Source organism: Symbiopectobacterium sp. RP, assembly GCF_050472005.1.
Taxonomy (GTDB): Bacteria; Pseudomonadota; Gammaproteobacteria; order Enterobacterales; family Enterobacteriaceae; genus Symbiopectobacterium.
Genome location: NZ_JBGOGS010000001.1, coordinates 1,497,315 through 1,523,262, shown reverse-complemented (window position 1 = coordinate 1,523,262; position 25,948 = coordinate 1,497,315). Strand labels below are relative to the sequence as shown.

Annotated in this window: 23 protein-coding genes, 1 tRNA gene and 15 pseudogenes; 22 read left to right on the top strand and 17 right to left on the bottom strand. The window is 47.2% G+C overall.

The features are described 5' to 3' along the window. Positions 1-11: 11 nt before the first annotated feature. A pseudogene (locus ACD630_RS10140) lies at positions 12-203 on the top strand (IS256 family transposase); the annotation flags it as partial. On the opposite strand, the gene ACD630_RS10135 reads toward ACD630_RS10140, so the two are convergent. Beyond that, entirely contained in the window at positions 184-792 is a 609-nt protein-coding gene (locus ACD630_RS10135; protein ID WP_430359978.1) for an IS630 family transposase, read from the bottom strand. The pseudogene ACD630_RS10140 and the gene ACD630_RS10135 sit on opposite strands and share 20 nt — an antisense overlap. Before the next feature lie 90 nt (positions 793-882). Between ACD630_RS10135 and ACD630_RS10130 the strand changes: the two genes are divergently transcribed. Both ACD630_RS10130 and ACD630_RS10125 read left to right on the top strand, forming a co-directional pair. After that, positions 883-1,251: a hypothetical protein gene (locus ACD630_RS10130; protein ID WP_430358972.1), complete on the top strand. Its 369-nt coding sequence runs from the start codon at positions 883-885 to the stop codon at positions 1,249-1,251. Positions 1,252-1,277: 26 nt separating this feature from the next. Next, positions 1,278-1,415: pseudogene (locus ACD630_RS10125) on the top strand (tail fiber assembly protein); the annotation flags it as partial. A gap of 249 nt (positions 1,416-1,664) precedes the next feature. Here ACD630_RS10125 and ACD630_RS10120 read toward each other — a convergent pair. Then, positions 1,665-1,796, bottom strand: a complete 132-nt coding sequence (locus ACD630_RS10120) for a hypothetical protein (protein WP_430358971.1) — start codon at positions 1,794-1,796, stop codon at positions 1,665-1,667. Between the two features lie 49 nt (positions 1,797-1,845). Continuing rightward, positions 1,846-3,177 carry an inorganic triphosphatase gene (locus tag ACD630_RS10115; protein ID WP_430359977.1) on the bottom strand — a complete coding sequence of 444 codons (1,332 nt, stop codon included), beginning with the start codon at positions 3,175-3,177 and terminating at the stop codon, positions 1,846-1,848. A gap of 204 nt (positions 3,178-3,381) precedes the next feature. On the opposite strand from ACD630_RS10115, the pseudogene ACD630_RS10110 reads away from it, so the two are divergent. Together ACD630_RS10110 and ACD630_RS10105 are read left to right on the top strand one after the other, a co-directional pair. After that, positions 3,382-3,582 (top strand): annotated as a pseudogene (locus ACD630_RS10110) (IS256 family transposase); the annotation flags it as partial. Beyond that, positions 3,583-3,744, top strand: a pseudogene (locus tag ACD630_RS10105) (integrase core domain-containing protein); the annotation flags it as partial. Positions 3,745-4,069: 325 nt separating this feature from the next. Here the strand turns inward: ACD630_RS10105 and yihA are convergent. After that, positions 4,070-4,720, bottom strand: a complete 651-nt coding sequence (gene yihA / locus ACD630_RS10100) for a ribosome biogenesis GTP-binding protein YihA/YsxC (protein WP_430358970.1) — start codon at positions 4,718-4,720, stop codon at positions 4,070-4,072. Between the two features lie 210 nt (positions 4,721-4,930). On the opposite strand from yihA, the pseudogene ACD630_RS10095 reads away from it, so the two are divergent. The 8 genes and pseudogenes from ACD630_RS10095 to ACD630_RS10060 form a co-directional block, all read left to right on the top strand. Further along, positions 4,931-5,092, top strand: a pseudogene (locus ACD630_RS10095) (transposase); the annotation flags it as partial. A 172-nt stretch (positions 5,093-5,264) separates the two neighbouring features. Continuing rightward, positions 5,265-6,050 (top strand): annotated as a pseudogene (locus tag ACD630_RS10090) (IS5 family transposase); the annotation flags it as partial. A 74-nt stretch (positions 6,051-6,124) separates the two neighbouring features. Continuing rightward, the gene (yihI, locus tag ACD630_RS10085) at positions 6,125-6,676 is read left to right on the top strand and encodes a Der GTPase-activating protein YihI (protein WP_430359976.1); all 552 of its coding nucleotides are present in this window, start codon (positions 6,125-6,127) and stop codon (positions 6,674-6,676) included. A gap of 184 nt (positions 6,677-6,860) precedes the next feature. Beyond that, positions 6,861-8,234 (top strand): oxygen-independent coproporphyrinogen III oxidase, encoded by a 1,374-nt coding sequence (gene hemN, locus ACD630_RS10080; RefSeq protein ID WP_430358969.1) that lies wholly within the window; start codon positions 6,861-6,863, stop codon positions 8,232-8,234. 195 nt (positions 8,235-8,429) lie between these two features. Then, positions 8,430-8,991 (top strand): annotated as a pseudogene (locus tag ACD630_RS10075) (IS5 family transposase); the annotation flags it as partial. Between the two features lie 158 nt (positions 8,992-9,149). Continuing rightward, positions 9,150-10,400, top strand: coding sequence for an IS256 family transposase (locus tag ACD630_RS10070; protein ID WP_430358968.1), 1,251 nt, complete (start codon positions 9,150-9,152; stop codon positions 10,398-10,400). 693 nt (positions 10,401-11,093) lie between these two features. Beyond that, positions 11,094-12,023: pseudogene (locus ACD630_RS10065) on the top strand (IS5 family transposase). 315 nt (positions 12,024-12,338) lie between these two features. Next, a complete protein-coding gene (locus tag ACD630_RS10060) occupies positions 12,339-13,061 on the top strand; it encodes a helix-turn-helix transcriptional regulator (RefSeq protein ID WP_430358967.1) in 723 nt (240 codons plus the stop codon). A gap of 3 nt (positions 13,062-13,064) precedes the next feature. Here the strand turns inward: ACD630_RS10060 and ACD630_RS10055 are convergent, their stop codons facing one another. Further along, on the bottom strand, positions 13,065-13,706 hold the full coding sequence (locus tag ACD630_RS10055; RefSeq protein WP_430358966.1) for an acyl-homoserine-lactone synthase: 642 nt from the start codon (positions 13,704-13,706) through the stop codon (positions 13,065-13,067). 815 nt (positions 13,707-14,521) lie between these two features. Between ACD630_RS10055 and ACD630_RS10050 the strand changes: the two are divergent. After that, positions 14,522-15,178 (top strand): annotated as a pseudogene (locus ACD630_RS10050) (IS5 family transposase); the annotation flags it as partial. Positions 15,179-15,203: 25 nt separating this feature from the next. On the opposite strand, the gene ACD630_RS10045 reads toward ACD630_RS10050, so the two are convergent. Next, positions 15,204-15,332, bottom strand: a complete 129-nt coding sequence (locus tag ACD630_RS10045; protein ID WP_430358965.1) for a hypothetical protein — start codon at positions 15,330-15,332, stop codon at positions 15,204-15,206. Between the two features lie 40 nt (positions 15,333-15,372). Between ACD630_RS10045 and ACD630_RS10040 the strand changes: the two are divergent. Continuing rightward, a pseudogene (locus tag ACD630_RS10040) lies at positions 15,373-15,636 on the top strand (IS5/IS1182 family transposase); the annotation flags it as partial. 198 nt (positions 15,637-15,834) lie between these two features. On the opposite strand, the gene purR reads toward ACD630_RS10040, so the two are convergent. Continuing rightward, positions 15,835-16,860 carry an HTH-type transcriptional repressor PurR gene (gene purR / locus ACD630_RS10035; protein ID WP_430358964.1) on the bottom strand — a complete coding sequence of 342 codons (1,026 nt, stop codon included), beginning with the start codon at positions 16,858-16,860 and terminating at the stop codon, positions 15,835-15,837. Positions 16,861-17,132: 272 nt separating this feature from the next. Next, a complete protein-coding gene (locus ACD630_RS10030) occupies positions 17,133-17,279 on the bottom strand; it encodes a hypothetical protein (protein ID WP_430360134.1) in 147 nt (48 codons plus the stop codon). On the opposite strand from ACD630_RS10030, the gene ACD630_RS10025 reads away from it, so the two are divergent. Then, positions 17,255-17,344 carry a YnhF family membrane protein gene (locus ACD630_RS10025; RefSeq protein ID WP_430359975.1) on the top strand — a complete coding sequence of 30 codons (90 nt, stop codon included), beginning with the start codon at positions 17,255-17,257 and terminating at the stop codon, positions 17,342-17,344. The genes ACD630_RS10030 and ACD630_RS10025 overlap by 25 nt on opposite strands. Before the next feature lie 73 nt (positions 17,345-17,417). Here ACD630_RS10025 and ACD630_RS10020 read toward each other — a convergent pair. The 3 genes and pseudogenes from ACD630_RS10020 to ACD630_RS10010 form a co-directional block, all read right to left on the bottom strand. Next, positions 17,418-17,758 (bottom strand): annotated as a pseudogene (locus ACD630_RS10020) (C40 family peptidase); the annotation flags it as partial. Between the two features lie 68 nt (positions 17,759-17,826). Further along, positions 17,827-18,867, bottom strand: a complete 1,041-nt coding sequence (locus ACD630_RS10015) for an IS481 family transposase (protein ID WP_430358963.1) — start codon at positions 18,865-18,867, stop codon at positions 17,827-17,829. A 94-nt stretch (positions 18,868-18,961) separates the two neighbouring features. Beyond that, complete coding sequence (locus ACD630_RS10010) at positions 18,962-19,291, bottom strand: hypothetical protein (RefSeq protein ID WP_430358962.1); 330 nt, start codon at positions 19,289-19,291, stop codon at positions 18,962-18,964. Between the two features lie 182 nt (positions 19,292-19,473). On the opposite strand from ACD630_RS10010, the pseudogene ACD630_RS10005 reads away from it, so the two are divergent. From ACD630_RS10005 to ACD630_RS09995, 3 genes and pseudogenes are all read left to right on the top strand, one after another. Beyond that, positions 19,474-20,022: pseudogene (locus ACD630_RS10005) on the top strand (transposase); the annotation flags it as partial. A gap of 68 nt (positions 20,023-20,090) precedes the next feature. Further along, positions 20,091-20,411, top strand: a pseudogene (locus ACD630_RS10000) (aconitase family protein); the annotation flags it as partial. A 33-nt stretch (positions 20,412-20,444) separates the two neighbouring features. Further along, positions 20,445-20,972 (top strand): IS630 transposase-related protein, encoded by a 528-nt coding sequence (locus ACD630_RS09995; protein WP_430358961.1) that lies wholly within the window; start codon positions 20,445-20,447, stop codon positions 20,970-20,972. A 22-nt stretch (positions 20,973-20,994) separates the two neighbouring features. Here the strand turns inward: ACD630_RS09995 and ACD630_RS09990 are convergent. Then, a pseudogene (locus ACD630_RS09990) lies at positions 20,995-21,213 on the bottom strand (transposase); the annotation flags it as partial. 115 nt (positions 21,214-21,328) lie between these two features. Here ACD630_RS09990 and ACD630_RS09985 point away from each other — a divergent pair. Further along, positions 21,329-21,505, top strand: a complete 177-nt coding sequence (locus ACD630_RS09985; protein WP_430358960.1) for a winged helix-turn-helix domain-containing protein — start codon at positions 21,329-21,331, stop codon at positions 21,503-21,505. 167 nt (positions 21,506-21,672) lie between these two features. After that, positions 21,673-22,312 (top strand): annotated as a pseudogene (locus tag ACD630_RS09980) (IS630 family transposase); the annotation flags it as partial. Here the strand turns inward: ACD630_RS09980 and ACD630_RS09975 are convergent. The 4 genes from ACD630_RS09975 to ACD630_RS09960 form a co-directional block, all read right to left on the bottom strand. Continuing rightward, positions 22,296-22,508: an IS630 transposase-related protein gene (locus ACD630_RS09975; protein ID WP_430358959.1), complete on the bottom strand. Its 213-nt coding sequence runs from the start codon at positions 22,506-22,508 to the stop codon at positions 22,296-22,298. The pseudogene ACD630_RS09980 and the gene ACD630_RS09975 overlap by 17 nt on opposite strands. A gap of 32 nt (positions 22,509-22,540) precedes the next feature. Further along, complete coding sequence (gltP, locus tag ACD630_RS09970; protein WP_430359974.1) at positions 22,541-23,848, bottom strand: glutamate/aspartate:proton symporter GltP; 1,308 nt, start codon at positions 23,846-23,848, stop codon at positions 22,541-22,543. Positions 23,849-24,101: 253 nt separating this feature from the next. Next, entirely contained in the window at positions 24,102-24,698 is a 597-nt protein-coding gene (locus tag ACD630_RS09965) for an IS630 family transposase (RefSeq protein ID WP_430359973.1), read from the bottom strand. Next, a complete protein-coding gene (locus ACD630_RS09960; RefSeq protein ID WP_430358958.1) occupies positions 24,581-25,051 on the bottom strand; it encodes an IS630 transposase-related protein in 471 nt (156 codons plus the stop codon). The genes ACD630_RS09965 and ACD630_RS09960 overlap by 118 nt, the downstream gene beginning before the upstream one ends. A gap of 408 nt (positions 25,052-25,459) precedes the next feature. Here ACD630_RS09960 and ACD630_RS09955 point away from each other — a divergent pair, with 408 nt between their 5' ends. Then, positions 25,460-25,687 (top strand): YdgH/BhsA/McbA-like domain containing protein, encoded by a 228-nt coding sequence (locus ACD630_RS09955; protein WP_430358957.1) that lies wholly within the window; start codon positions 25,460-25,462, stop codon positions 25,685-25,687. Positions 25,688-25,840: 153 nt separating this feature from the next. On the opposite strand, the gene ACD630_RS09950 is transcribed toward ACD630_RS09955, so the two are convergent. Next, positions 25,841-25,917 (bottom strand) — tRNA-Pro (locus ACD630_RS09950). Between the last annotated feature and the right edge of the window lie 31 nt (positions 25,918-25,948).

Here is a 25,948-nt window from a genome sequence, read left to right as displayed (position 1 = left end):
CAGGTTACTTTATGGACGAAAAACAGTTACAGGCTCTGGCTAACGAGCTGGCCAAAAATCTCAAAACCCCTGACGCTCTCAACCAGTTTGATCGCCTGCTGAAAAAGATCAGCGTTGAGGCTGCCCTTAATGCTGAAATGACCCATCACCTCGGGCATGAGAAGCATCAGTCCAAATCTGGAACTATAGCCAAGCGACATTATTTTGATAACAATTAGCTGTATTTTTTTGCCACATATCACGGCATTGGCTGTAATCATTTTTAAGTCGCTTGCCTATATTGCAACCACTCTCTCTTTTTTTGCTTTTTGCTTGTGTCCATTTATGCTCAATGGGGTTAAGATCTGGCGAATATGTAGGCAAATACTCCACCATATACCCTGCATCGATGATGACTTGTTGAATGTTATGTTTTTTGTGAAAAGTTGCATTGTCCATCACGATTACCCTGTTTTTAGGGAGTACTGGGATAAGGACTTGTGTGACCCAGGAATAGAAAACATCGCTGTTAATATTGATATCAAATAATCCGATAGCAAACAGCGTTGTGCCTAATAACGCGCCGATAACATTTGTTCTTCCCTTGGCTCCCCCGTTCTTCAGGCCAAAACACCGTTGACCTTTTGGGGAATAGCCGTGAGTCCGTGGGGTATCATGTGGAAAACCACTTTCATCAATAAAAACAATAGATTTACCTTCTTTTTCATACTGTTGTTTTTTTGTTGAAATGCTTGCCGGGCGCTTTCGTCGGCTTTCGGATGACGTAGAGTTTTTTATATAGCCAAGCGACATTATTTTGATAACAATTATCTGTATTTTTTGCCACATATCAGGGCATTGGCTGTAATCATTTTTAAGTCGGTTGGCTATATCTACGGTAGCATGTGGGGCAATCAATGGCTGGACGCTTACCTGAGGAATACCTTCCAGCCCCAAAAAAACGGTTTAGTCGATATCGTAGAAACGGGGTCTGGTACAGGGTATTACTGGAGAAAATTTTCGGACGGGAAGATAGAAATTTTTGGGCGTCTGGATTCAACATATGGTGCGCCGCTTGATGTCGTTTTCCCGAAAGTATTTACCGAAATCCCGTTTCTTTTTGTGAAAGAAAATGGCGACCCAGAAGTTAACGGCTGGGTGATGAGAGCCAGAAATTTGTCAAAAACAGGGTTTTCAGTGCAGTGGAATCTGTGGAGTAATTCCGGGCGGGGGCGTGCAATGGAGGTTTGCTATCACTCCATTGGGGGTTGAGAGAGTGCCTCCACCGCTATTGCCCCCTTCAGGATGCGGTAGACCTCGATATGGCCACGGATGAAGAAAAAGCAGTGCTGACTGAATGGCAAAAATACGCGGTGCTGTTGAGTCGTGTTGATGTGAATGCCACTGACATTGAGTGGCCAGAACAACCGATGTGATTGCGGAGCAAACTAGGGCGCTCGGCTATGAGGTCGAGCGCATCATCAAGAGTAGGGAGCAGCTCGGGGTGAATGTGATTTGTCACACCTAAGGAAGAGAGTCGGCAAGTCGAAATAAGCGGTAAGTTATTGATAAAAATGTCGTGTATTGTCGTGCTTTGCTGTGTTTTGTCGCCTATTTTTTGAGCGATAAAGTCAAACAATATATTGATATTTATAGTTTTTATGTGTTTTAACTCTGCTGCTCCGTTAGCAGCGGCGGCAACGCAGAGGAGAATGGCGAATTAGACATGGCAACTCCCTGATATAGCCAACCGACTTAAAAATGATTACAACAGATGCCCTGATATGCGGCAAAAAAGCATAGCTGGCTGTTATCAAAATAATGTCGGTTGGCTATAATCCCGGCACTCCGGGAAACAATAATACGTTACACGCTGGCGCTGCTTAACCAGTACGGCGTTTGTTCCACCGCCTGACGACGGGTATTTTCCAGCACGCTGTCCACGCCCGAAGCAGGAAGATGCTTGATACCGTGCTCTACCGCACGCCACTGCGCGATAAAGGATTCGACGGTGGTTTCCGTATAGGCGCTGGAGAGCAGCATGAACGCATTGATGTTGCGTTGCAAACGCGCCAACTGCTGCTGGTAGTGCTCCGCATCCAGCGGGTGACTAAATACGGAGCGCAATTCCGCCATAGCGCGATCCAGCATCACGTCACAAAAGCGTTTATACGAGCCCATTAGGCGCATACGGCTTTTGTTATCCATATGTTCACGCCAGCTGTTGTTAACCAACCATGAGGTGAGCACTAACTTACTGTTCAGATAGTTGGCGTCATAACACACCTTCTCGGCATCCGTTTTACGTGCGACCTGCTCTTCCAGATGGGTGAGCGCCGCGCGGAACAGCGTGGTCACTTTGCGCGGTACCGCGCCCCCCACCAGCACCAGCATTTCACGCATCAACGCACTGGCTTCCAGCAATTGCACGCGCGCCTTGCGTTCACCGCGAGCCCACAGCTCTTCATGATATTGCCAGTGGGCCAAGGCATGCTCTAGCGTAGCGCCAATCGCCTGATCGATGGTGCTCTTTGCAGGCAGCGTCAACATACGTAGCGCCCGACATTCGCGCGGCACCGCACCTTGAGCCAGATGATAACCGTGGGCCGCTTTGCTCAGGTTGCCCTGGCGCATTCCCCCCCACTCCGCCAGCTCTTGCGACAGCGCCAGCAAATCATCGGTTTGCCCGGCTTTCAATTCCATCTCCAATTCCAAAATGGGCTCACTCAATTCACCAGCGGTGACTTCCCCCTGATCGAAGGCAATCTCAATCAAACTTTGGTGATAAGCGATAACCCACTGCTCACGCTGAAAATGGGTGCTAAACAGTGGATGCAGCGCCTGCGCAAGTGCTTCAACATCGCATTCTGGCGGCCAGACATCTGCGGGCAGCAACCGTATATCCAGAGTGGCATTCGCCAGCGGCACATTGTATTCAGGATGCTGATGCAGCCCACCGATCACCGTACCCGTGGTTTTCAGCGTCATTTCGTGCCGGCCGTTTTCACCGCGCACACGCAGCCCCATACCGAACTGACGCAGCGTGTTATCCGCCGTTTCATAATAGGTGTTGCTAAGCAGTCGCCCTTCCAGATGCTCGCTGTGGCCGTAGTCAGTTTGCCAGGCCGTCAGTTTGCGCGGCAGCGTAGCCGCCATGTCCGGATGCACAATAAACTTCAGTTCGATCTCTTCACTCATCATCATTTCAATCTAAAAAACATGACCTGCGGGTCGGATGCTGACAACCATTCATCAGCGACGGAAAATACGGATACTTGCTATATTACACCACCTTACCCCTAACGAGTTATGCTCATTTCTGGTGTACGGGGTTTCGGGGAGGGTGGCGTATCCTGCTGATTGATTTCGTGGATGATTTCAACAACAGAGAGATGATACCCCATGAAAAAGTCTACCCTACAGGTCTCCGCAGAACTAGATATTGCCGGTGATCCCTTGCATGAACTCATTCGTAATGGTGCCATGCAGCTGATAGCTGCCGCCGTTGAGGTTGAGCTCGAAGCCATGCTGCAACAACATGCTGAACGCCGCCTTGACGACGGGCGTCATGCTGTCGTTCGTAACGGCTATTTGCCACAGCGAAAGACGAACGGCATCTGCGAGCGCTTCCATAAAACCATTTTGCAGGATTTTTATCAGGTTACGTTCCGCAAGAAGTTATATGGAGACCTAGAAAGCCTGCAGGTAGATCTGGACAACTGGTTGTGGCATTACAATAATGAGCGAACTCATCAGGGAAAAATGGGCTTTGTTGAATAAACATATTTTATGCTGCACCCCCGGTGAAACGACAGATCCTCGCAACGCAAAATCATGCAGTTAGGCCTCATAAGAAAACTGTAAACCTGAGGTGACAAGCATTTTCTACCAAAACTGGCTTGGCAAAACAGCATGACTCACTATTATTCAACAAAGCCGGAAAAATGTGCTACGGGTGTACGCCGATGGCCACTTTACTCGATGGAAAACGGATCTGGGCAGAAAAGAATCTGAACCAGATGTAATCTGACAGACACTTGTATAAATAATCGGTAACTGTCAGATCAGGTCTGAGCTAGTACATATAATCTTAATTATCGCCGTCGTCTTGCACTGAAGGACGGGTGTTGAACCACAGATCGAGTTTCTGACGCAGTTTATCCACCCCTTCTTTTTTCAAGGAGGAGAAGGCTTCAACCTGAATATCTCCGCCAAACGCGAGCACGGCTTCACGCACAGCATTCAGTTGCGCTTTGCGCACACCGGAAGCCAGTTTATCGGATTTGCTGAGCAGAATGAGCACTGGCAGATCCACATCCACGGCCCATTCAATCATTAGCTGATCGAGATCTTTCAGCGGATGACGGATATCCATCAACACCACCAGTCCTTGCAGACAGGCACGTTTTTGCAGATATTCCCCCAGTGCTTTCTGCCATTTCCGCTTCATCTCTTCCGGAACTTCAGCATAGCCATAGCCGGGAAGGTCAGCCAGACGCACGCCGTCTGTGACTTCAAACAGGTTGATAAGCTGGGTTCGTCCCGGTGTTTTACTGGTGCGCGCTAGGCTTTTTTGGTTGGTCAGCGTGTTAAGCGCGCTGGATTTTCCCGCGTTCGAGCGTCCAGCAAACGCCACTTCAATACCGCTATCGGCAGGCAGGTGACGAATATCGGGCGCGCTGGTGACAAAATGCGTCACATTGTAGTTATGCGTCACGTTTGGGTTCTGTTGTTCGGTCACAATGGTTATTTCTCTCTGGATAAGGGGTTTTGGGTCTATTATACCTATAACTGACCCGAAACGCGGGGTTATCGGTCGCAGCGTGTAGCGCACAAGGCGAATTCGCCCAGTTAGCCGCACCAACCCTTTTTATTGCTGGCCTTTCTGCTAGGCTGTGTCCCTTAATTGCTTGAGCTATAGTATCCATCTGTTTCTACGACACTTTTGATTATGGCTCGCTACGATCTTTCTGATGAAGCATGGGCAATCATTGAGCCCTTGTTGCCAACCGTTTTGACATCTCCGCGGGCCGGCCGGCCGTGGGCAGAACATCGAAAAATCTTCAACGGCATGTTCTGGATACTGTGTTCAGGCGCACCATGGCGTGATTTACGGCTTTGTTGAATAAACATATTTTATGCTGCACCCCCGCTGAAACGACAGATCCTCGCAACGCAAAATCATGCAGTTAGGCCTCATAAGAAAACTGCAAACCTGAGGTGACAAGCATTTTCTACCAAAACTGGCTGGCAAAACAGCATGACTCACTATTATTCAACAAAGCCGTGATTTACCTGAACGTTACGGCCCATGGAAAACCGTTTATAACCGTTTCAATAGATGGTCAAAGTCTGGAATTATTAACATTATTTTCAATAAGTTACTTTCATTTCTTGATGCTCATGGAGTTGTTGACTGGTCAGCCACTGCGCTGGATGGCAGTAATATCCGTGCGCTCAAATGTGCGGCTGGCGCTCAAAAAAACATCTCGATATTACCAACGATAATAGTCTGGGTCGCTCACAAGGTGGTTATAGCACCAAAATCCACATGGCGACTGACAGAAGCGGCATCCTGCTAAACATCGTATAGCCAAGCGACATTATTTTGATAACAATTAGCTGTATTTTTTTGCCACATATCAGGGCATTTGCTGTAATCATTTTTAAGTCGGTTGGCTATACTGAGTACTGGGCAGGGTCACGAAAGCCTGTTTGCGTTACGACTCTTGGACGGAATTGGCGTGCAACGCCAGAACGGCAGCATGAAGCGTCGTGGCCATGCAGTACTGGCTGACAAAGCCTACTCTGGGAATGCACTACGTAACGAGTTGAAAAAAAGAGGGATAAAAACGGTTATTCCCCGAAAATCAAATGAAAAACTGGCTTCAGATGGACGCTCGCAACTTGATCGTGATGCTTATCGCCGTCGCAACGTTGTGGAAAGGTGTTTTGGCCGTTTAAAGGAATATCGACGGATCGTCACACGTTATGAAAAAATGGCAAGAAACTATCTAGCAATGGTGAAACTGGGCTGCATCCGCTTGTTTTACCGCAAGTTACGCAATTAAGGGACACAGCCTAGATTCCGCCGCAATTGTCTTCTGTTTACCTGAGAGTGTTGTTATGAAACAGCCGGTGAAAAATTCGGGCACCAAAGCCCCAGGCGCGAAGGCGTCGACATCGAAAGCCAAGAAAAAGACGCGCGCCGAGCTTAACAGCGAAGGCTGGGAGCGTAAACATCAAAAAAAACACAGTGGTTGCGGCGGGCAGTCGCGCGCATCCTGAGACAGTGGAGGCGGGCAAATCTGGCCAGAGCAAGATACGCGATCCTCGTATTGGGAGCAAAAAACAGGTCGCGCTGATCGTCAGTGATGACACGCCGAAAAGCGCAAAGCCCGCGAAAGCGGCCGTACCGGCTAAATCAGACACGCTGCTTGAAACACGGCTAACTCCTGAGCAGGAGCTGGCTCTGCTGGAAAATGACGATCGCCTCGATGCCCTGCTGGAACGTCTGGATAACGGCGAAACGCTGAGCAAAGATGAGCAGAAATGGGTGGACAGCACGCTCGATTATATCAATGCCCTGATGGATGAGCTGGGCATCAAAATGGATGATGAGGAAGAGGAAGAGGAAGCGCAGCAGGAAGACATTATGCAGCTCCTCAAACGTAATAACCCGAAAGACGTATTCTGATAGATGAAAGGGCTACTGTCTCTCATCTCGGTGTTGGTTGTCTGTTATCCGCTGTGCCTGTTGGTTAAACTGTGGCTGCTTTCCCGGCGTAAAACGCGACTACAGCGCACCGTGTTCGGGACAGGACAGCGTAAGCTGTCGCTGAAAAGCGCTGCCGGGAAATACAAGCGTAAGGAGTAACAGCATGCAAGATCAACACGTCGATTGGGATTTAGCCCTAATTCAAAAATACAACTATTCCGGGCCGCGTTACACCTCGTATCCCACGGCGCTCGAGTTTAACGAGCAGTATGATGATGCGGCATTCCGCCAGGCGATAGCGTGTTACCCTGAGCGGCCGCTGTCGCTCTATGTCCATATCCCGTTTTGTCATCGCCTGTGCTATTTCTGCGGTTGCAACAAGCTGGTGACGCACCAGCAGCACAAAGCAGAAGAATATCTTGATGTGCTGGCCGCGGAGATTCGCCAGCGCGCGCCGCTGTTTGCCGGGCGCATCGTCACGCAACTGCACTGGGGCGGCGGGACGCCGACCTATCTCAACAAAGATCAAATCAGCCGATTGATGGCGCTGCTGCGCGAGAACTTCCAGTTTGCAGATGAGGCGGAAATCTCGCTCGAGGTCGATCCCCGTGAAATCGAGCTGAATATCCTCGATCACCTGCGTGTGGAAGGCTTTAATCGCCTGAGCATGGGCGTGCAGGATTTCAACAAGGAAGTGCAACGTCTGGTGAATCGTGAGCAGGATGAGGCATTTATCTTTGCGCTAATTGAACGTGCCAAAGTGCTTGGCTTTACCTCCACCAATATAGACCTTATTTACGGTTTGCCGAAACAGACGCCGGAAAGCTTTGCGTTTACCTTGCAACGCGTTGCTGAGTTAAGTCCGCACCGGCTCAGCGTATTCAATTACGCCCATTTGCCGACGCTGTTTGCTGCCCAGCGTAAAATAAAAGATGCGGATTTACCGAGCCCCGCGCAAAAGCTGGAGATTCTGCGCCAAACCATTACCACGCTCACCCACTCGGGCTATCAGTTTATCGGCATGGATCACTTTGCTCGCCCAGACGATGAGCTGGCGCTGGCACAACGTGCCGGTAAATTGCACCGTAATTTTCAGGGTTACACCACGCAAGGTGACACTGACCTGCTGGGCATGGGAGTGTCGGCGATCAGCATGATTGGCGACAGCTACGCGCAAAATGAAAAGGTGCTGAAAACCTACTACGAAAAGGTGGGGGAGCAGGGCAATGCGTTGTGGCGCGGCTCGCGCTTGACGCACGATGACTGCATCCGTCGTGATGTGATCAAAAGTCTTATCTGTAATTTCCGTCTGGATTACGCAGCGATTGAAGCGGACTATGGCATCGATTGTCGCCTCTACTTCGCGGAAGATTTGCGCCTGCTGGCACCGTTGGTGCAGGATGGCCTAGCTGAATTGCACCCTACGGGGATCGTGGTAACAGCGAAAGGCCGCTTGTTGATTCGCAATATCTGCATGTGCTTTGACAGTTATCTACGTGCTAAAGCACGGACCCAGCAGTTCTCACGTGTGATTTGACGGTGTTTGTGACGGTAATTGCCTACATTAGCGACAATTACCGATTATGCCGTGTACGGCGTTGTAGAATGTCAAAAAAATTGTGAGTCTTTAAATTTTGCACACATTTTACCACTCACCTATCTGAGGTTATTAGGCTGTGTCCCTTAATTGCTTGAGCTATAGTATCCATCTGTTTCTACGACACTTTTGATTATGGCTCGCTACGATCTTTCTGATGAAGCATGGGCAATCATTGAGCCCTTGTTGCCAACCGTTTTGACATCTCCGCGGGCCGGTCTGTCGTGGGCAGAACATCGAAAAATCTTCAACGGCATGTTCTGGATACTGCGTTCAGGCGCACCATGGTGTGATTTACCTGAACGTTACGGCCCATGAAAAACCGTTTATAACCGTTTCAATAGATGGTCAAAGTCTGGAATCATTAACATTATTTTCAATAAATTACTTTCATTTCTTGATGCTCATGGACTTGTTGACTGGTCAGCCACTGCGCTGGATGGCAGTAATATCCGTGCGCTCAAATGTGCGGCTGGCGCTCAAAAAAACATCTCGATATTACCAACGATATAGCCAAGGTCGCTCACGAGGTGGTTATGGCACCAAAATCCACATGGCGACTGACGGAAGCGTCATCCCGCTAAACATCGTACTGAGTGCTGGGCAGGCTCACGAAAGCCTGTTTGCGTTACGACTCCTGGACGGAATTGGCGTGCAACTCCAGAACGGCAGCATGAAGCGTCGTGGCCATGCAGTAACGGATCGCCACACGTTATGAAAAAATGGCAAGAAAGTATCTAGCAATGGTGAAACTGGGGAGTTATGCTCATTTCTGGTGTACGGGGTTTCGGGGAGGGTGGCGTATCCTGCTGATTGATTTCGTGGATGATTTCAACAACAGAGAGATGATACCCCATGAAAAAGTCTACCCTACAGGTCTCCGCAGAACCAGATATTGCCGCTGATCCCTTGCATGAACTCATTCGTAATGGTGCTAGGCAACTGATAGCTGCCGCCGTTGAGGTTGAGCTCGAAGCCATGCTGCAACAACATGCTGAACGCCGCCTTGACGACGGGCGTCATGCTGTCGTTCGTAACGGCTATTTGCCACAGCGAACCATACAGACGGGTATTAGGGATGTTGAAATTAAAGTGCCTAAGGTCAGGGAGCGCAGCGGCAACGGAATATGCTTCAACAGCGCGTTGTTGACGCCTTATCTGAAACCTGCAAAAAGCGTCGAAGAGTTGCTACCATGGCTGTACCTGCGAGGCATATCCACCGGTGATTTTCACGAAGCCCTGAGGGCGCTTCTCGGTGAAAAAGCGAATGGCCTCTCTGCCAGTACCATCAGCAGACTGAAACAGCAATGGCTTGAAGAGCACAGGCAATGGTGCCTGCGTGATTTAAGCGATACGCGCTACGTTTATTTCTGGGCCGATGGCATATACAGCCATGTCAGGCAAGATGATCGCCTTTGCCTGCTGGTCATTATCGGCGTCACTGAGCATGGACGTAAGGAGCTGGTTGCGGTCGAAGATGGTTATCGAGAGTCAGAAGCAAACTGGGCCGAACTTCTTAATGGCCTGCGAGCACGTGGCCTAACCGTATCTCCGAAGCTGGCTACGGGAGACGGTGCCCTTGGTTTTTGGAATGCAATGGCAAAGATATTCCCGGACACGCAGCACCAACACTGTTGGGTGCACAAAACCGCTAATGTGTTGGCTTCACTCCCCAAAGCCATGCAACCGAAAGTTAAGGCTGAGCTGCGGGAGGTTTGGCTAGCAGAGAGCCGCGATGCCGCTAATGAAGCCTTTGATGTTTTGTTGGCAAGGTTTTCAGCGAAGTATCCTGCAGCGATGAAGAAGCTGGAGAAAGCTCGAGAAGAACTGCTGGCATTCTACGGCTTCCCGTCAGAGCACTGGGCGTCAATAAGAACGACAAATCCGATTGAATCGGCTTTTGCGACTGTGAGGCTACGAAGCAGAGGCGCGAAGAACGGTGGTTCGAGAGAAACAACCCTGTCAATGGTATTTAAGCTGCTCCAGTCTGCTCAGAAAAGCTGGAACCGACTAAGAGGATTTGAGCTGCTGACCCTGGTTGTAAGCAACGTCCAATTTAAGGATGGAGAACAGATTCACGAAGCATCAGAGCGGAACGTAGCCTGATCGCCATACACCAGATTTGCTAATAACTCGAAACTGGGCTGCATCCGCTTGTTTTACCACCGGTTACGCAATTAAGGGACACAGCCCAAGTTTTCTACCTTTATTTGGCTTTGTTGAATAATAGTGAGTCATGCTGTTTTGCCAAACCAGTTTTGGTAGAAAATGCTTGTCACCTCAGGTTTACAGTTTTCTTATGAGGCCTAACTGCATGATTTTGCGTTGCGAGGATCTGTCGTTTCACCGGGGGTGCAGCATAAAATATGTTTATTCAACAAAGCCCCTTTATTTCACAGACTAGGTGGTGGGAAAATCAGCGCGTTACTCTCCCGTTGTAGAAGGGGATACTGGCGATGTATTTTGACTGGTAGAACAATAACAGTAGTATGCTTATGAGAGGCTTTGTTGAATAATAGTGAGTCATGCTGTTTTGCCAGCCAGTTTTGGTAGAAAATGCTTGTCACCTCAGGTTTACAGTTTTCTTATGAGGCCTAACTACATGATTTTGCGTTGCGAGGATCTGTCGTTTCACCGGGGGTGCAGCATAAAATATGTTTATTCAACAAAGCCCTTATGAGACTGAAGTCTGAACACCCTCAATTTAATATTTATACTGAAGGTGGCTTTGTTGAATAAATAGAACTTTTGGGTAATCATCGGAGCAGATCAACACAGTTGTTTCAAAATCAGGTCTCCATGGCAAAACAAAATTTTAAAATCACCAACTGGCCCTCTTATAACAAGGCCCTCAAGCAGCGCTGTTCTCTAACCGTATGGCTAGATGAATCAGCCATTGCTGCATGGACGGAAAAAAACACTACTGAACGGCGTGGACGACCGCTCCACTACTCAGATATGGCCATCACCACAGTCCTGATGATGAAACGCGTGTTTGGCCTTTCATTGAGGGCTTTACAGGGCTTTGTTGACTCGATTTTTAAACTGATTAAATTGTCGCTCCATTGTCCAGACTATTCACTGCTCAGCAAGCGAGCAAAGACAGTGAACATCAGCATAAAAACGCCAACCCGTGGTGAAATCTCACATCTGGTCATTGATGGAACCGGCCTGAAGGTCTTTGGCGAAGGCGAATGGAAAGTCCGGCAGCATGGTGCCGACAGACGCAGGGTATGGCGTAAGCTGCACCTGGCAGTAGACAGTGTGACGCATGAGATTATCTGTGCGGATTTGTCGCTCAGTGGTATGACTGATGCCCAAGCTCTACCGGCGCTGATAAACCAGAGCCACCGGAAAATCAGAGAGGCATCGGCTGACGGCGCTTAGGATACAGTTTACTGTTACTGCTATGATGCTCTGCTGAGGAAGAAAATAAGGCCGCTTATCCCGCCACGAAGGGGGGCGCAATATTGGCAAGATCACTACCACGAGCGTAACCACGCTGTTGAAAATCAGCGCATTAGCGGTAGTAACGCTATCTGGAAAAAGAAAGTGGGCTATCACCGGCGCTCAGTGGCTGAAACGGCCATGTTCCGGTTCAAAAGGCTTCTGGGTGGTCATCTAAGTCTGAGAGACTACGATGGTCAGGTGGGTGAAGCCATGGCCATGGTCAAAGCGCTTAACCTGATCACGCTATTAGGAATGCCGAACAGTATTCGCATCACGTAACAATCGACCCGTATGGGGCGCAGTCGTTACAAGTTCTGATTTATTCAACAAAGCCACTGAGGGTGTGTATTCCCTAGTGTTTAACTATCTGTTTCTCTAACCCTTTGTGTTCGGGGTTTTTTAGTAACTGTCAGTGATAAATACCTCACTATCGCTAATAGAATAATACAAATAACTGGAAAAATAATCTGACCATAAGTACAGTTTACTTGCTGTATCTTATACTTGTACCCAAACTGATACGAAGGCGGTCATACTTTCCCAGATGCGATATATTATTGAAGGTATACTATTCGCACTTACAAGGATGTCGATATGTTAATAAAAAGTGAGCATGATGTTGAGGAAGTTATAAAAAAACAGCTTGAAGCAACGTTAAACACCCTTGAGACATTTACGTGGGCATACGTGGTCTTATCTAAAAAAGATATGTCATGTATCTTTGGTGTAACAAACTATCCAGATGAATGGGTCAAACATTACCGAGAAAATGGTCTTCAGTACACGGATCCAGTGGTAATTACTGCGCTAAAAAGGTTAACCCCTTTTCCTTGGAATGAAAAACTGATGGCCCATTCAGGGTATGACTTTGCAGAACTTTTCAATCAGGCCAGTGAATATGAGGTAGTTGATGGTTATACATTTGTCTTGCATGACTATAACAATAATCTTGTGACCTTATCTTTTATTATCCCTTCTGAACGCAAGACAATAATAATGAAAACGCTTTTGCAGAATAAAGGAGATATCTCAATGTTGTTGGCAGCGGTACACGAAACGTACCTGACGTTAACACCATTCTCCGAAAAAAAAACTGAGGATTCCAATAAAGCTAAGCAACTTACTAAAAGGGAAAGAGAAATTCTCTACTGGACTAGTGTCGGTAAGACATACCAAGAAACGGGGATTATTCTTGGCATAAAAGTGCGTACCGTTAAGTTCCATATGTTAAATATTGTTAAAAAAATGGGTGTCGCCAATGCCCGGCATGCTGTGCGTCTTGGCGTAGAGCTTCGTCTGATTCAACCGGTTAAGTAATGATTACTCAGCTATAAAAGACAGTGGCCATTCGTTCAGTACGTTTTCAAACTGAATGTTGTCCTTGCGTAATATTCTGTCTTTTAGTTCTTTCTGACTCATGAGATCGATATGACCCAGTAGCAGGTAGACGGGTTCATCTTTCTCAGAAACCCCGGTTTCCAGTACTGTAACATTCCAGCCTGATTTTCGGATGATGCTCATCATTGGGTGACTTGCAACAGCCAATATGCCGTCATAATGGTGACGTTGGGCATAGTTAATCAATGAAAGAAATAGGGCCAGAGTAATAGAGGACCTGTTACCAAGAAGTGAACTAACCCTATTTTTGTCCACAAAAAAACGGGTTGATTCAATGAACTTTCCTTCTGGTAAGTTAACTTCTTTAAAGAAAGAAGAAAACGTATCATTCAGCATATTATGGTGTTTGACATCTATAATTCTTGTGCCACAGATGATAACGCCATTTTTCATGCCAAATATATAATCTGTTTTCTCATTGTCAAATTTATCAAACTCTTTCCCATCAAAACAACTCACATCCCATTGTAGACGATCTTTAAATATGTTTTTACGTAAAGTAAATAAATCCTCAGTGTTTTCATTGCTTAGGGATAAGTAATTAACTCTGTAAATATTAAACATAATGTCACCTGTATCAATGTATAAAATGATTAAGTTCGGTAACATCAGTGAAGCTTTTCCAGTAGCATGCCGGGACTGAGCAATAATAGTTTTTTTAATTTTTCATTCCTACTAAAATCATTAATAAGAATAAGTCGAGAAGGGATAGCTACTTACTCCCCTCTTTCATTTTTATCTTTTCACTTCGAGTTTTACGCTAAAAAAACAATGTTGTTTGGTTTTTTATAATGATTATGATTGAGCTGTTAGATAATTATAGCCAATCGACATTATTTTGATAACAATTAGCTGTATTTTTTTGCCACATATCAGGGCATTGGCTGTAATCATTTTTAAGTCGGTTGGCTATAAGGGATGGCTACGCTGCGTAATATTTGTATTCGTAATATATACTCAACGTACTTCAAGATGCATCTGCCTATCCAGTAGAAGGGGTGGGCAGTAAGTCTTTCTCGCTGCCTTGCCGTGCATCTTGACGTTTATTGAGTATATACAAGAGATAAGATGGTATTAAGAAAATGCAAAAAAAATTCTAAACTGTCAAAAAGTTAATGTATTGCTATTCGTTTTTTTATTTCTACGCTTCTCTCGCTCCTTCATGATTCCTCAGTTTTCAACTGATTCAACCGCCCCACTGGATAAAGTTCAGCAGCGCTTTGGGAAAATAAACGTTCCCCTTTCAGACATGCCTCTCATCTGTAAGAAAAGTATCAAATCAATGTAATATTGAGAGAATTACAGGCTTTGTTGAATAAATAGAACTTTTGGGTAATCATCGGAGCAGATCAACACAGTTGTTTCAAAATCAGCTCTCCATGGCAAAACAAAATTTTAAAATCACCAACTGGCCCTCTTATAACAAGGCCCTCAAGCAGCGCTGTTCTCTAACCGTATGGCTAGATGAATCAGCCATTGCTGCATGGACGGAAAAAAACACTACTGAACGGCGTGGACGACCGCTCCACTACCCAGATATGGCCATCACCACAGTCCTGATGATGAAACGCGTGTTTGGCCTTTCATTGAGGGCTTTACAGGGCTTTGGTGACTCGATTTTTAAACTGATTAAATTGTCGCTCCATTGTCCAGACTATTCGCTGCTCAGCAAGCGAGCAAAGACAGTGAACATCAGCATAAAAACGCCAACCCGTGGTGAAATCTCACATCTGGTCATTGATGGAACCGGCCTGAAGGTCTTTGGCGAAGGCGAATGGAAAGTCCGGCAGCATGGTGCCGACAGACGCAGGGTAGGGCGTAAGCTGCACCTGGCAGTAGACAGTGTGACGCATGAGATTATCTGTGCGGATTTGTCGCTCAGTGGTACGACTGATGCCCAAGCTCTACCGGCGCTGATAAACCAGACCCACCGGAAAATCAGAGAGGCATCGGCTGACGGCGCTTAGGATACAGTTTACTGCTATGATGCTCTGGTGAGGAAGAAAATAAGGCCGGTTATCCCGCCACGAAGGGGCATAGGTATCTACACATCATAAAGGGTTAAAAACCACCATAACTAAGTGGGCAAGTTCTTCCGGGGTATAGTCTGCTAATATAGCCAAACGACTTAAAAATGATTACAGCCAATGCCCTGATATGCGGCAAAAAAGCATAGCTGGCTGTTATCAAAATAATGTCGGTTGGCTATACCTATGCACGAAGGGGGGCGCAATATTGGCAAGATCGCTACCACGAGCGTAACCCCGCTGTTGCAAATCAGCGCATTAGCGGTAGTAACGATATCTGGAAAAAGAAAGTGGGCTATCACCGGCGCTCAGTGGCTGAAACGGCCATGTTCCGGTTCAAAAGGCTTCTGGGTGGTCATCTAAGTCTGAGAGACTACGATGGTCAGGTGGGTGAAGCCATGGTCATGGTCAAAGCGCTTAACCTGATCACGCTATTAGGAATGCCGAACAGTATTCGCATCACGTAACAATCGACCCGTATGGGGCGCAGTCGTTACAAGTTCTGATTTATTCAACAAAGCCCCCATCATACTTCAAGTTGCAGGTGCGTTGTCTGCACTCGCTCACCCGAATCACTTACTTTAGTAAGCTCATCGGAATTCCCTCATTTGCCGCCTTCCTGTAACTCGAATTATTTAGGGTATATAAGAAAATCGTCTTAAACATCAACGGCGGTAGTCGCGGAAAGGGCCGTCACCCACAGAACGACGCTCGATAAGCGTTGGGTGAACCTCAATCATCTGCGCATCTTCGCGCTTACTGGTGATGCGATCGAGCAGCATGGTAAAAGCCGATTGGCCCAAACGCTCTTTTGGCTGGTGGATCGTGGTTAAGGCAGGCGTGAAATAACGTGCATGGCGAACATTATCGTAGCCAATCACGGAAATATCTTGCGGTACGCGTAGTCCGAGCTCATCTGCCGCGCAGATGGCGCCCATGGCCATGATGTCACCGCCGCAGAAAATAGCGGTCGGGCGCTGTTTCTGCGCCAAAATGTGGTGCATGGCTTTATAACCGGATTCCGGCTCGAAATCGCCCTGAACAATCCATTCATCGCGAACGGTGATATCCGCTTCCTGCAAGGCTTTGAGAAAACCCAGATAACGCCCGCTGCCCGTGTTGCGTTCCTGAATACCGGGAATAGCACCGATGTCTAGGTGGCCGCGTTCAATCAGGTAACGCCCAGCCAGATATCCTCCTTCAAAGGCGTTATCAATGATGGTGTCAGTGAAATCGCTGTGTGCCTGACCCCAATCCATCACTACCATGGGAATGATGCGGTAATCGGCCAACATGCTCAGCAGTTCAGGCGGATATTCCGCACACATTACCAACAGACCATCAACCCGTTTTTGCGCCAGCATGGAAAGATAGGCCCGCTGTTTTTCCAGGTTATTATGCGAGTTACACAGAATCAGGGTATAGCCTTTTGCATAACAACTGTTTTCAACCGCTTCGATAATTTCCGCAAAGTAGGGTGCTTCGCTCGAGGTGGCGAGCAGACCGATGGATTTGGTGTGGTTTACCTTTAAGCTCCGAGCCACTGCGCTCGGGGAGTAGTGTAATTCCTTGATGGCTTCCCGCACGGCCGTTTTGGTCTCTTCGGCGACGAAACGTGTTTTATTGATGACGTGAGAGACGGTTGTTGTTGAAACTCCAGCACGCTTTGCCACATCTTTGATCGTTGCCATCTAAACATGACTCCTGAACCTACTTGTTACGGCAGTATATAGTTTGTTAATCGTTTGCTTTTGCGTAATGTTCTCTTTCCGATGGTATAAACAGGATATCAGAAGGAGACTGCCGAAATACTTTGTACCTAAAGGGGACGCGTTGATCCCATCGAAGATGACGTGTTCGGACACCGACGCAGCGCACGGTAAACCCCGAATTTTGGCTGATTTGCCGCGAAAGTGAAAGGGATAATTGATTTAATTAGTGCAGCCGGGATCGGAGATTTTCCCTATAAAATGTGTAACAATGCTTTTTTGGCATCATTGTGCTGCGGGTAGTGGTGTGCAGGAAAGAACGGGGCATCCAGTGCGGCGGCAATTTTCACGCATTTCTGTGTTTCAAGGAGATAGAATGAATACTGATTTGAAAATGCCATTACTGACCACGGTTGGAGCGTTAGTCATGATCATGGTATTTAGCTTTGTTGCCGTGTTGAACTGATCGCGATTAAAATAAAGACAAGGTTGCATAGGTACCACGTGGTCTTTATTATCGCTAACGCGTCGATGTGCGATTAACGAATCGTTTGTGGTGTCACCACGCGACGTGCACCAGTGTAGTGTTCCTGCCAGTAGTCTTCGCTCAACTTACTGATCTTGATATCGGCACCGGTTCGCGGTGACTGAATAAATTTGCCATTGCCGAGATAAACCCCGACATGATCGGCGGTGCCGCGACCATTGATGCGAAAGAACACCAGATCGCCAAGCTCCAATTCACCCTTATTGATGGGCGCAGCATCGCGCAGGTGATAAATTTCATTGGCGGTGCGCGGGATAGGAATCTTCACCACATCTTTTAGGCATAGTAGACCAGACCGCTACAGTCGAAACCGCTGTAGGGCGAGTTACCCCCATTGATAAGGTGTACTAGCTCAGACCTGATCTGACAGTTACCGATTATTTATACAGGTGTCTGTCAGATTACATCTGGTTCAGATTCTTTTCTGCCCAGCTCCGTTTTCCATCGAGTAAAGTGGCCATCGGCGTACGCCCGCAGCACATTTTTCCCTGATGAGTTCGCTCATTATTGTAATGCCACAACCAGTTGTCCAGATCTACCTGCAGGCTTTCCAGGTCTCCATATAACTTCTTGCCGAACGTAACCTGATAAAAATCCTGCAAAATGGTTTTATGGAAGCGCTCGCAGGTGCCGTTCGTCTGCGGAGACATCGCCTTCGTTTTCGTATGCTCGATATCGTTGATAGCCAGATAAAGCTGATAATCATGCTGCTCCACTTTACCACAGTACTCCGTACCCCTGTCGGTCAGTATTCTCAGCACCGGCAGTCCCTGAGCCTCGTAGAACGGGAGTACGCGATCATTGAGCAGGTCGGCGGCGGTGAGCGGTGTTTTATTCGTATACAGCTTGCAGTGTGCCACTTTCGAGTACGTATCCACGAACGTCTGCTGGTAGATACGGCCCACCCCCTTCAGATTGCCCACGTAGAAGGTGTCCTGCGAGCCCAGATACCCGGGATGTGCCGTCTCGATTTCACCGCAGGCCTCATCATCGTGCGCCTTCTTCTCCAGGGCTGCGATTTGAGCGTCGGTAAGGACAATGCCTTCTCTGGCGACCTTTTCCTCAAGCGCCTTCAGGCGTTTACGGAAGTTCTCCAGGTCGTGTCGTTGCCAGATGGAGCGCACGCCGCTGCCGGAGATAAACACGCCTTTTTTACGCAGCTCATTACTGGTCCGGTGCTGCCCATGGGGCGGGAACTCAATAGCATAATCAACAACCGCGCGTTCAGTGGCTTCGTCGGCGCGGTTCTTCAGGTTCGGAACCCGGCGGTTCTGGTTAACCAGCGCATCAATGCCGCCTTCAGCAGCCAGTTCCTGATAACGGTAAAATGTATCGCGTGACACGCCCATGCTCTTGCAGGCTTTTGATACGTTACCGAGTTCTTCGGTGAGATTGAGCAGGCCGGCTTTGTGTTTGATAATGGGATTGTTAGTATGAAGCATGAGAGTTACCTCGCGTTTTGTTTAAGGATTAGACACCCATATCAAAACCGGTAACTCTCAACCTTTCAAGGTCCAGTGTCAGATCTAGTCGCGACTAATACAGATAAGGTTTACCGATTTGACTCACCAGCTTGTTCATCGCCGTCATTTTTGCATGCTGGTAACGGCGCTTATGCGCTTCGCTGAGCACCAACTCTTTGCCCGCTTTCTTGGCACCTAGTTTTATCGCCGCCGTTTTCTTCTCAGTGGCATCGGTGCCTTTTTTGAGCCCCTTTACCAGTTTTGCGGGAGTTGCGCTGTGGTAGCGTGATGACGTGGTTTTTGACGCCGTGCTCTTGGTCTCAACGTCAGCAGAGATCTTTTTATTGGCGGTCGTTTTGGTGGATTTCGTGTTTTGCGCGACTTTGGCTTTTTCCTGCGTCACCTTTTTCTTTGGTGGTTCTGGTGGGGTTTGTGGTTTTTTAGCGGTTTTGGTGGTCTGGTTTTTTTCAGGTGTTTGTCATCCGTGGAGTTATGCTCATTTCTGGTGTACGGGGTTTCGGGGAGGATGGCGTATCCTGCTGATTGATTTCGTGGATGATTTCAACAACAGAGAGATGATACCCCATGAAAAAGTCTACCCTACAGGTCTCCGCAGAACCAGATATTGCCGCTGATCCCTTGCATGAACTCATTCGTAATGCTGCCAGGCAGCTGATAGCTGCCGCCGTTGAGGTTGAGCTCGAAGCCATGCTGCAACAACATGCTGAACGCCGCCTTGACGACGGGCGTCATGCTGTCGTTTGTAACGGCTATTTGCCACCGCGAACCATACAGACGGGTATTGGGGATGTTAAAATTAAAGTGCCTAAGGTCAGGGAGCGCAGCGGCAACGGAATATGCTTCAACAGCGCGTTGTTGCCGCCTTATCTGAAACGTGCAAAAAGCGTCGAAGAGTTGCTACCATGGCTGTACCTGCGGGGCATATCCACCGGTGATTTTCACGAAGCCCTGAGGGCGCTTCTCTGTGAAAAAGCTAATGCCCTCTCTGCCAGTACCATCAGCAGACTGAAACAGCAGTGGCTTGAAGAGCACAGGCAATGGTGCCTGCGTGATTTAAGCGATACGCGCTACGTTTATTTCTGGGCCGATGGCATATATAGCCAAGCGACATTATTTTGATAACAATTAGCTGTATTTTTTGCCACATATCAGGGCATTGGCTGTAATCATTTTTAAGTCGGTTGGCTATAGATCACTCGGTGACGGTTGACCATTTTGGCGATCCGCAGGCGCTGGTAGAAAACACGCGGCTTGAGATGACGCGTAACCATGAGCATTACCAGTTTTTACGCTGGGGGCAAAAGGCGTTTCGTCATTTCCGCGTGGTGCCACCGGAGACTGGCATTTGCCATCAGGTCAATCTGGAGTATTTGTCTAACACCGTATGGTGTGAAACCGTGGAGGACAAATCCATCGCCTATCCCGACACACTGGTCGGTACCGATTCACACACCACCATGATTAACGGGTTAGGTGTGCTGGGGTGGGGCGTTGGTGGTATAGCTAAACGATTTAATTTTGATTACATTATTTAAATGAGCTATTCAATTGATTCTAGACGTAAAGTGATATCTACACGGGAAGAAGAAGGGTTGAGTATCCGAGAAACAGCGAAGCAATTTCGGATTGGCCCTGCCTCTGTATCGCGTTGGATTAATCAAATAGCGTCAAAAGCATCGACCACGCGTCAGCGAAAGAGCGATAAATCCGAGTTGATAAAAGATGTTGAACCATATCCAGATGCTTACCAAAAAGAACGTGCAGAGCGTTTTGGCGTTTGTCAGAAGGCCATTTGGCAAGCTCTTAAAAAGCTGGGATTGACCTATAAAAAAACGCTACGTCATCCGAAAGCCGACGAAAGCGCCCGGCAAGCATTTCAACAAAAAATACAACAGTATGAAAAAGAAGGTAAACCCATTGTTTTTATTGATGAAAGTGGTTTTCCACACGATACCCCACGGACTCACGGCTATTCCCCAAAAGGTCAACGGTGTTTTGGCCTGAAGAACTGGGGAGCCAAGGGAAGAACAAATGTTATCGGCGCTTTATTAGAGCCTGTTTAAGATTTTGTGTAAATGCCTTTCCTCAGAAGTGACTGTCAAGGCGGTCACCGAACTCGATAATAAAGCGACTCATTGCCATACGCCAGTCCTGTAAGGGCATCGTCCATTTCTGTGATGCCACCTGGATTGCCAGCCATACGACCTTCTTCACCGAGTCATCAGTCGGGAACACCTTGCGTTTCTTGATTGCATGCCGGAGCACGCTGTTCAGTGATTCTATAGCGTTCGTCGTGTAGATTACGTTGGCTTTGTTGAATAATAGTGAGTCATGCTATTTTTTCACCAATTTTTGGTAGAAAATGCTTATCACCTCAGGTTTACAGTTTTCTTATGAGGCCTAACTGCATGATTTTGCGTTGCGAGGATCTGTCGTTTCACCGGGGGTGCAGCATAAAATATGTTTATTCAACAAAGCCGGTTTCTCCTACAAAAAACCGGCGGGCGTACCCCATAAATTCAGTGAAGAAAATCAGAAGCATTTCATTGAATATTATGAGAATTTAAAGAAAAAAGCCAACAATGGGCTTTGTTGAATAATAGGTAATCATGCTGTTTTTGCATGCCAGTTTTGGTTGAAAATGCTTGTCATTTCAGGTGTACACTTTTCTCATGAGGCCTAACTGCATGATTTTACGTTGCGAGGATCCGTCGTTTCGCTGGGCTGCCAGCATAAAATCTATTTATTCAACAAAGCCCCAGCAATGAGCCGATTCTGTTTATCGATGCGGTTCATCCGACACAAGCCACAAAGCTCAGTTATGGATGGATATGAAAAGGGCATAAAAAGTCAGTTAAAACAACGGGAAGTCGAACCCGTCTGAATATACTGGGTGCGCTGAATCTGAGCGATATCGGCGGTACGGTTATTCACGATTACAAAAAAATTAATGACTACAACATTGCTCGTTTTTTCATTGAGATACGCAAACGTTACCCTGATTACCGACAGAGAATCCATGTAATACTGGACGGTGCGGGTTATCACCGAACCCAATTGATTAAGGATTGGGCCTTTGTCGTGAACATAGAGCTTCACTATTTACCGCCTTACAGTCCGAATCTGAACGCGATATAGCCAACCGACTTAAAAATGATTACAGCCAATGCCCTGATATGTGCCAAAAAAATACAGCTAATTGTTATCAAAATAATATCGCTTGGCTATAGAACGCCTGTGGAAAGTGATGAATGAGCATGCACGGAATAATCGCTATTTTGAAAACACCCGCGATTTTCAGGATGCAATATTCAATTTTTTCACCAATACGCTACCAGAAATAGCGGACTCGCTGACGTCCAGAATTCACGATTGTTTTCAGGTGCTCAAACCTGCATCTTGAGGTTTATTGGGTATATCAACTCGGATTTATCGATCTTTCGCTGACGCGTGGTCGATGCTTTTGACGCTATTTGATTAATCCAACGCGATACAGAGGCAGGGCCAATCCGAAATTGCTTCGCTGTTTCTCGGATACTCAACCCTTCTTCTTCCCGTGTAGATATCACTTTACGTCTAGAATCAATTGAATAGCTCATTTAAATAATGTAATCAAAATTAAGTCGTTTAGCTATACCAGCCGTGAATCAGTACCCTTGATTTCGCGCTCGTAGGCGCGGGCTTTCTCTTCATCAAACTGCCCTTCCCACTTCGCAACGACCAGTACGGCAAGCGCGTTGCCCACTACGTTCAGCGCCGTGCGCGCCATGTCCATGATGCGATCCACGCCGGCAATAAAGGCCAACCCCTCCAACGGAATGCCCACGCTGCCCAAGGTTGCCAACAGCACCACAAACGAGACACCCGGCACACCGGCAATCCCTTTGGAGGTCAGCATCAGGGTTAACACCAGTACAATCTCCCGCCACAGAGACAGATCAATGCAATAGAGTTGGGCAATGAAAATAGCAGCGATACTTTGGTACAGCGTAGAACCGTCCAAGTTAAACGAGTAGCCCGTCGGCACCACAAAACTGGTGATCGATTTTGGCGCGCCGTAAGCTTCCATCTTTTCAATGATGCGCGGCAACACAGTTTCTGAACTGGCGGTGGAGTAGGCTAGGATCAGTTCATCTTTCAAAATACGGATCAGCATAGTGACACGCAGACGGCACAAGCGTGCTACCCCCCCTAATACCACCAGCGTGAAGAACAGAATGGCGACATACACCAGAATCACCAGTTTGGCGAGCGGCCACAACGAAGCAAACCCGAAGTTGGCTATTGTCACCGAAATCAACGCAAACACCCCAACCGGCGCGTAGCGCATGATCATGTGAGTGACTTTAAACATGGTTTTCGATACGCCGCGAAACACGTTCAACAGCGGATCGCGATGCGCTTTGGGGAGCGACGACAGCCCCAGCCCAAACATGACGGAAAAGAAGATAATCGGCAATATATCGCCATTGGCAATCGCCGCAAAAATGTTGGGGGGGATGAGCGACAACACGGTCACCACCAAACTGTGCGACCCACTCTGCACCTGTTCGGTGGTCTTTTGGTACTGAGAGATGTCCACCGTGGTCAATGATGACATATCGATACTGTGACCGGGTTGGAACAGGTTTGCCAGCGTAATGCCAAGAATAATGGCAAAGGTGGTGATCACCTCAAAATAGACAATGGTCTTAAGACCAATACGCCCCAGCTTCTTGGCATCCCCAACCCCGGCGATGCCCACGATCAGCGTGGCAATCACAATCGGCACCACGATCATTTTGATTAGCCGGATAAAAATATCACCTGCGGGACTCAAAATGTTACTGATAAGCCACTGGCGCTCATCGGGGCTTTCATGCAGTACGGCACCAACAAGGATGCCAAGGAACAACGCAATAAGGATTTGCCAGGCTAGGCTGATTTTGATTGATTTCATAGTGAATTCCATTGCAAGACCACCCGGTGCCGCGAACGTACGGCCACAGCGCCTCTCTTCCGGTTGAACGGCGCACAAGGGTGGCTGAGATAAAATGTGACCAATGTGAATGCTGATGCAGTACATCTTGATAACCCTAGGTACGGTGCATACGTTTGAATACGGCCCGCAATAGTGCTGAATGGATTGACAAGTGACTGTATCTGAAAGCAAAACATCAGACATACGTTATTGTTATAGCCGAGGGATACTACTATCCCATTTCCGTGAGATCAAGCAGGCAAACAGCGTCAAAAGTCACAGTTATGTCAAAAAAATGTGATAAGACACTGAAAAGTGCGTGAAAAAAGCAGTTATAGCCAAGCGACTTAATTTTGATTACACCATATGGACTGAGAACAAAATCTCTGTATCGCAACCACTCTCTCTTTTTTTTGCTTTTTGCTTGTGCCCATTTATGCTCAATGGGGTTAAGATCTGGCGAATATGTAGGCAAATACTCCACCATATACCCTGCATCGATGATGACTTGTTGAATATTATGTTTTTTGTGAAAAGTTGCATTGTCCATCACGATTACCCTGTTTTTAGGGAGTACTGGGATAAGGACTTGTGTGACCCAGGAATAGAAAACATCGCTGTTAATATTGATATCAAATAATCCGATAGCAAACAGCGTTGTGCCTAATAAAGCGCCGATAACATTTGTTCTTCCCTTGGCTCCCCCGTTCTTCAGGCCAAAACACCGTTGACCTTTTGGGGAATAGCCGTGAGTCCGTGGGGTATCGTGTGGAAAACCACTTTCATCAATAAAAACAATAGGCTTACCTTCTTTTTCATACTGTTGTATTTTTTGTTGAAATGCTTGCCGGGCGCTTCCGTCGGCTTTCGGATGACGTAGAGTTTTTTTTTATAGGCCAATCCCAGCTTTTTAAGAGCTTGCCAAATGGCCTTCTGACAAACGCCAAAACGCTCTGCACGTTCTTTTTGGTAAGCATCTGGATATGGTTCAACATCTTTTATCAACTCGGATTTATCGCTCTTTCGCTGACGCGTGGTCGATGCTTTTGACGCTATTTGATTAATCCAACGCGATACAGAGGCAGGGCCAATCCGAAATTGCTTCGCTGTTTCCCGGATACTCAACCCTTCTTCTTCCCGTGTAGATATCACTTTACGTCTAAAATCAATTGAATAGCTCATTTAAATAATGTAATCAAAATTAAGTCGTTTAGTTATAAAGCCAGTAGAACGCGTTTCATTATATCTTCCCTGTTGAAATGATTAGACTTTATGTCTAGGTAATTATATGAAAATACGCAATAATGTTGAATTTATAAAACCAGAAATGGGGTCATATGGCTTTTTATTCTGTTAGTTTTTTTTGTTGAGGGGGTTCTGCTTTTGTATAGCAGGATGAATTTGAATGAGCGGATGATGCGCTGTCATTCAGTGTGTAGGACTCGTACGCAAGCGCTTATTTTGTTTTTCAATTTAATTGAATGATTATGACAGTTTTCTCTGATATTCACCTCCTAAAGATGGCGCTATGATTCATTCCATCAAAGGCAAATGGCCTTTATATCAAACATCGAACAGAGGGTTTATATCATGAACGTTATCAAAAAATTTGCCGCAGCTGTTGCTCTTGGTCTGGTTTCTTTTGGTAGCTTTGCTGCGCAAGACATCGGTACTGTGCAAGTGAGCGGTGCAGAAACGCTGAGCGCCTTTGAAGCTCAGGTAGCGGCAAAAGCGGAAGCAGCTGGCGCATCTTCGTACAAGATTGTTTCTGTAGCCGGTAACGATCAGCTGCGCGGTACCGCAATCCTGTACAAATGATTTCAAGATTGCGGTTTGATCTGCCAGTAAAGGGGGAGCGAAAGCTCCTTTTTTTGTGCGTGGATGTTCAACGTGTGCCGTCTGGCATCTGGTCCGGCTAAATTTCAGGCATAAAAAAATCAACCGTAACAGGTTGGTTTTCTTGGGATTATTTGGTCGGCACGAGAGGATTTGAACCTCCGACCCCTGACACCCCATGACAGTGCGCTACCAGGCTGCGCTACGTGCCGACGCTATGGGGCGCTATATTACCGTCTCCTG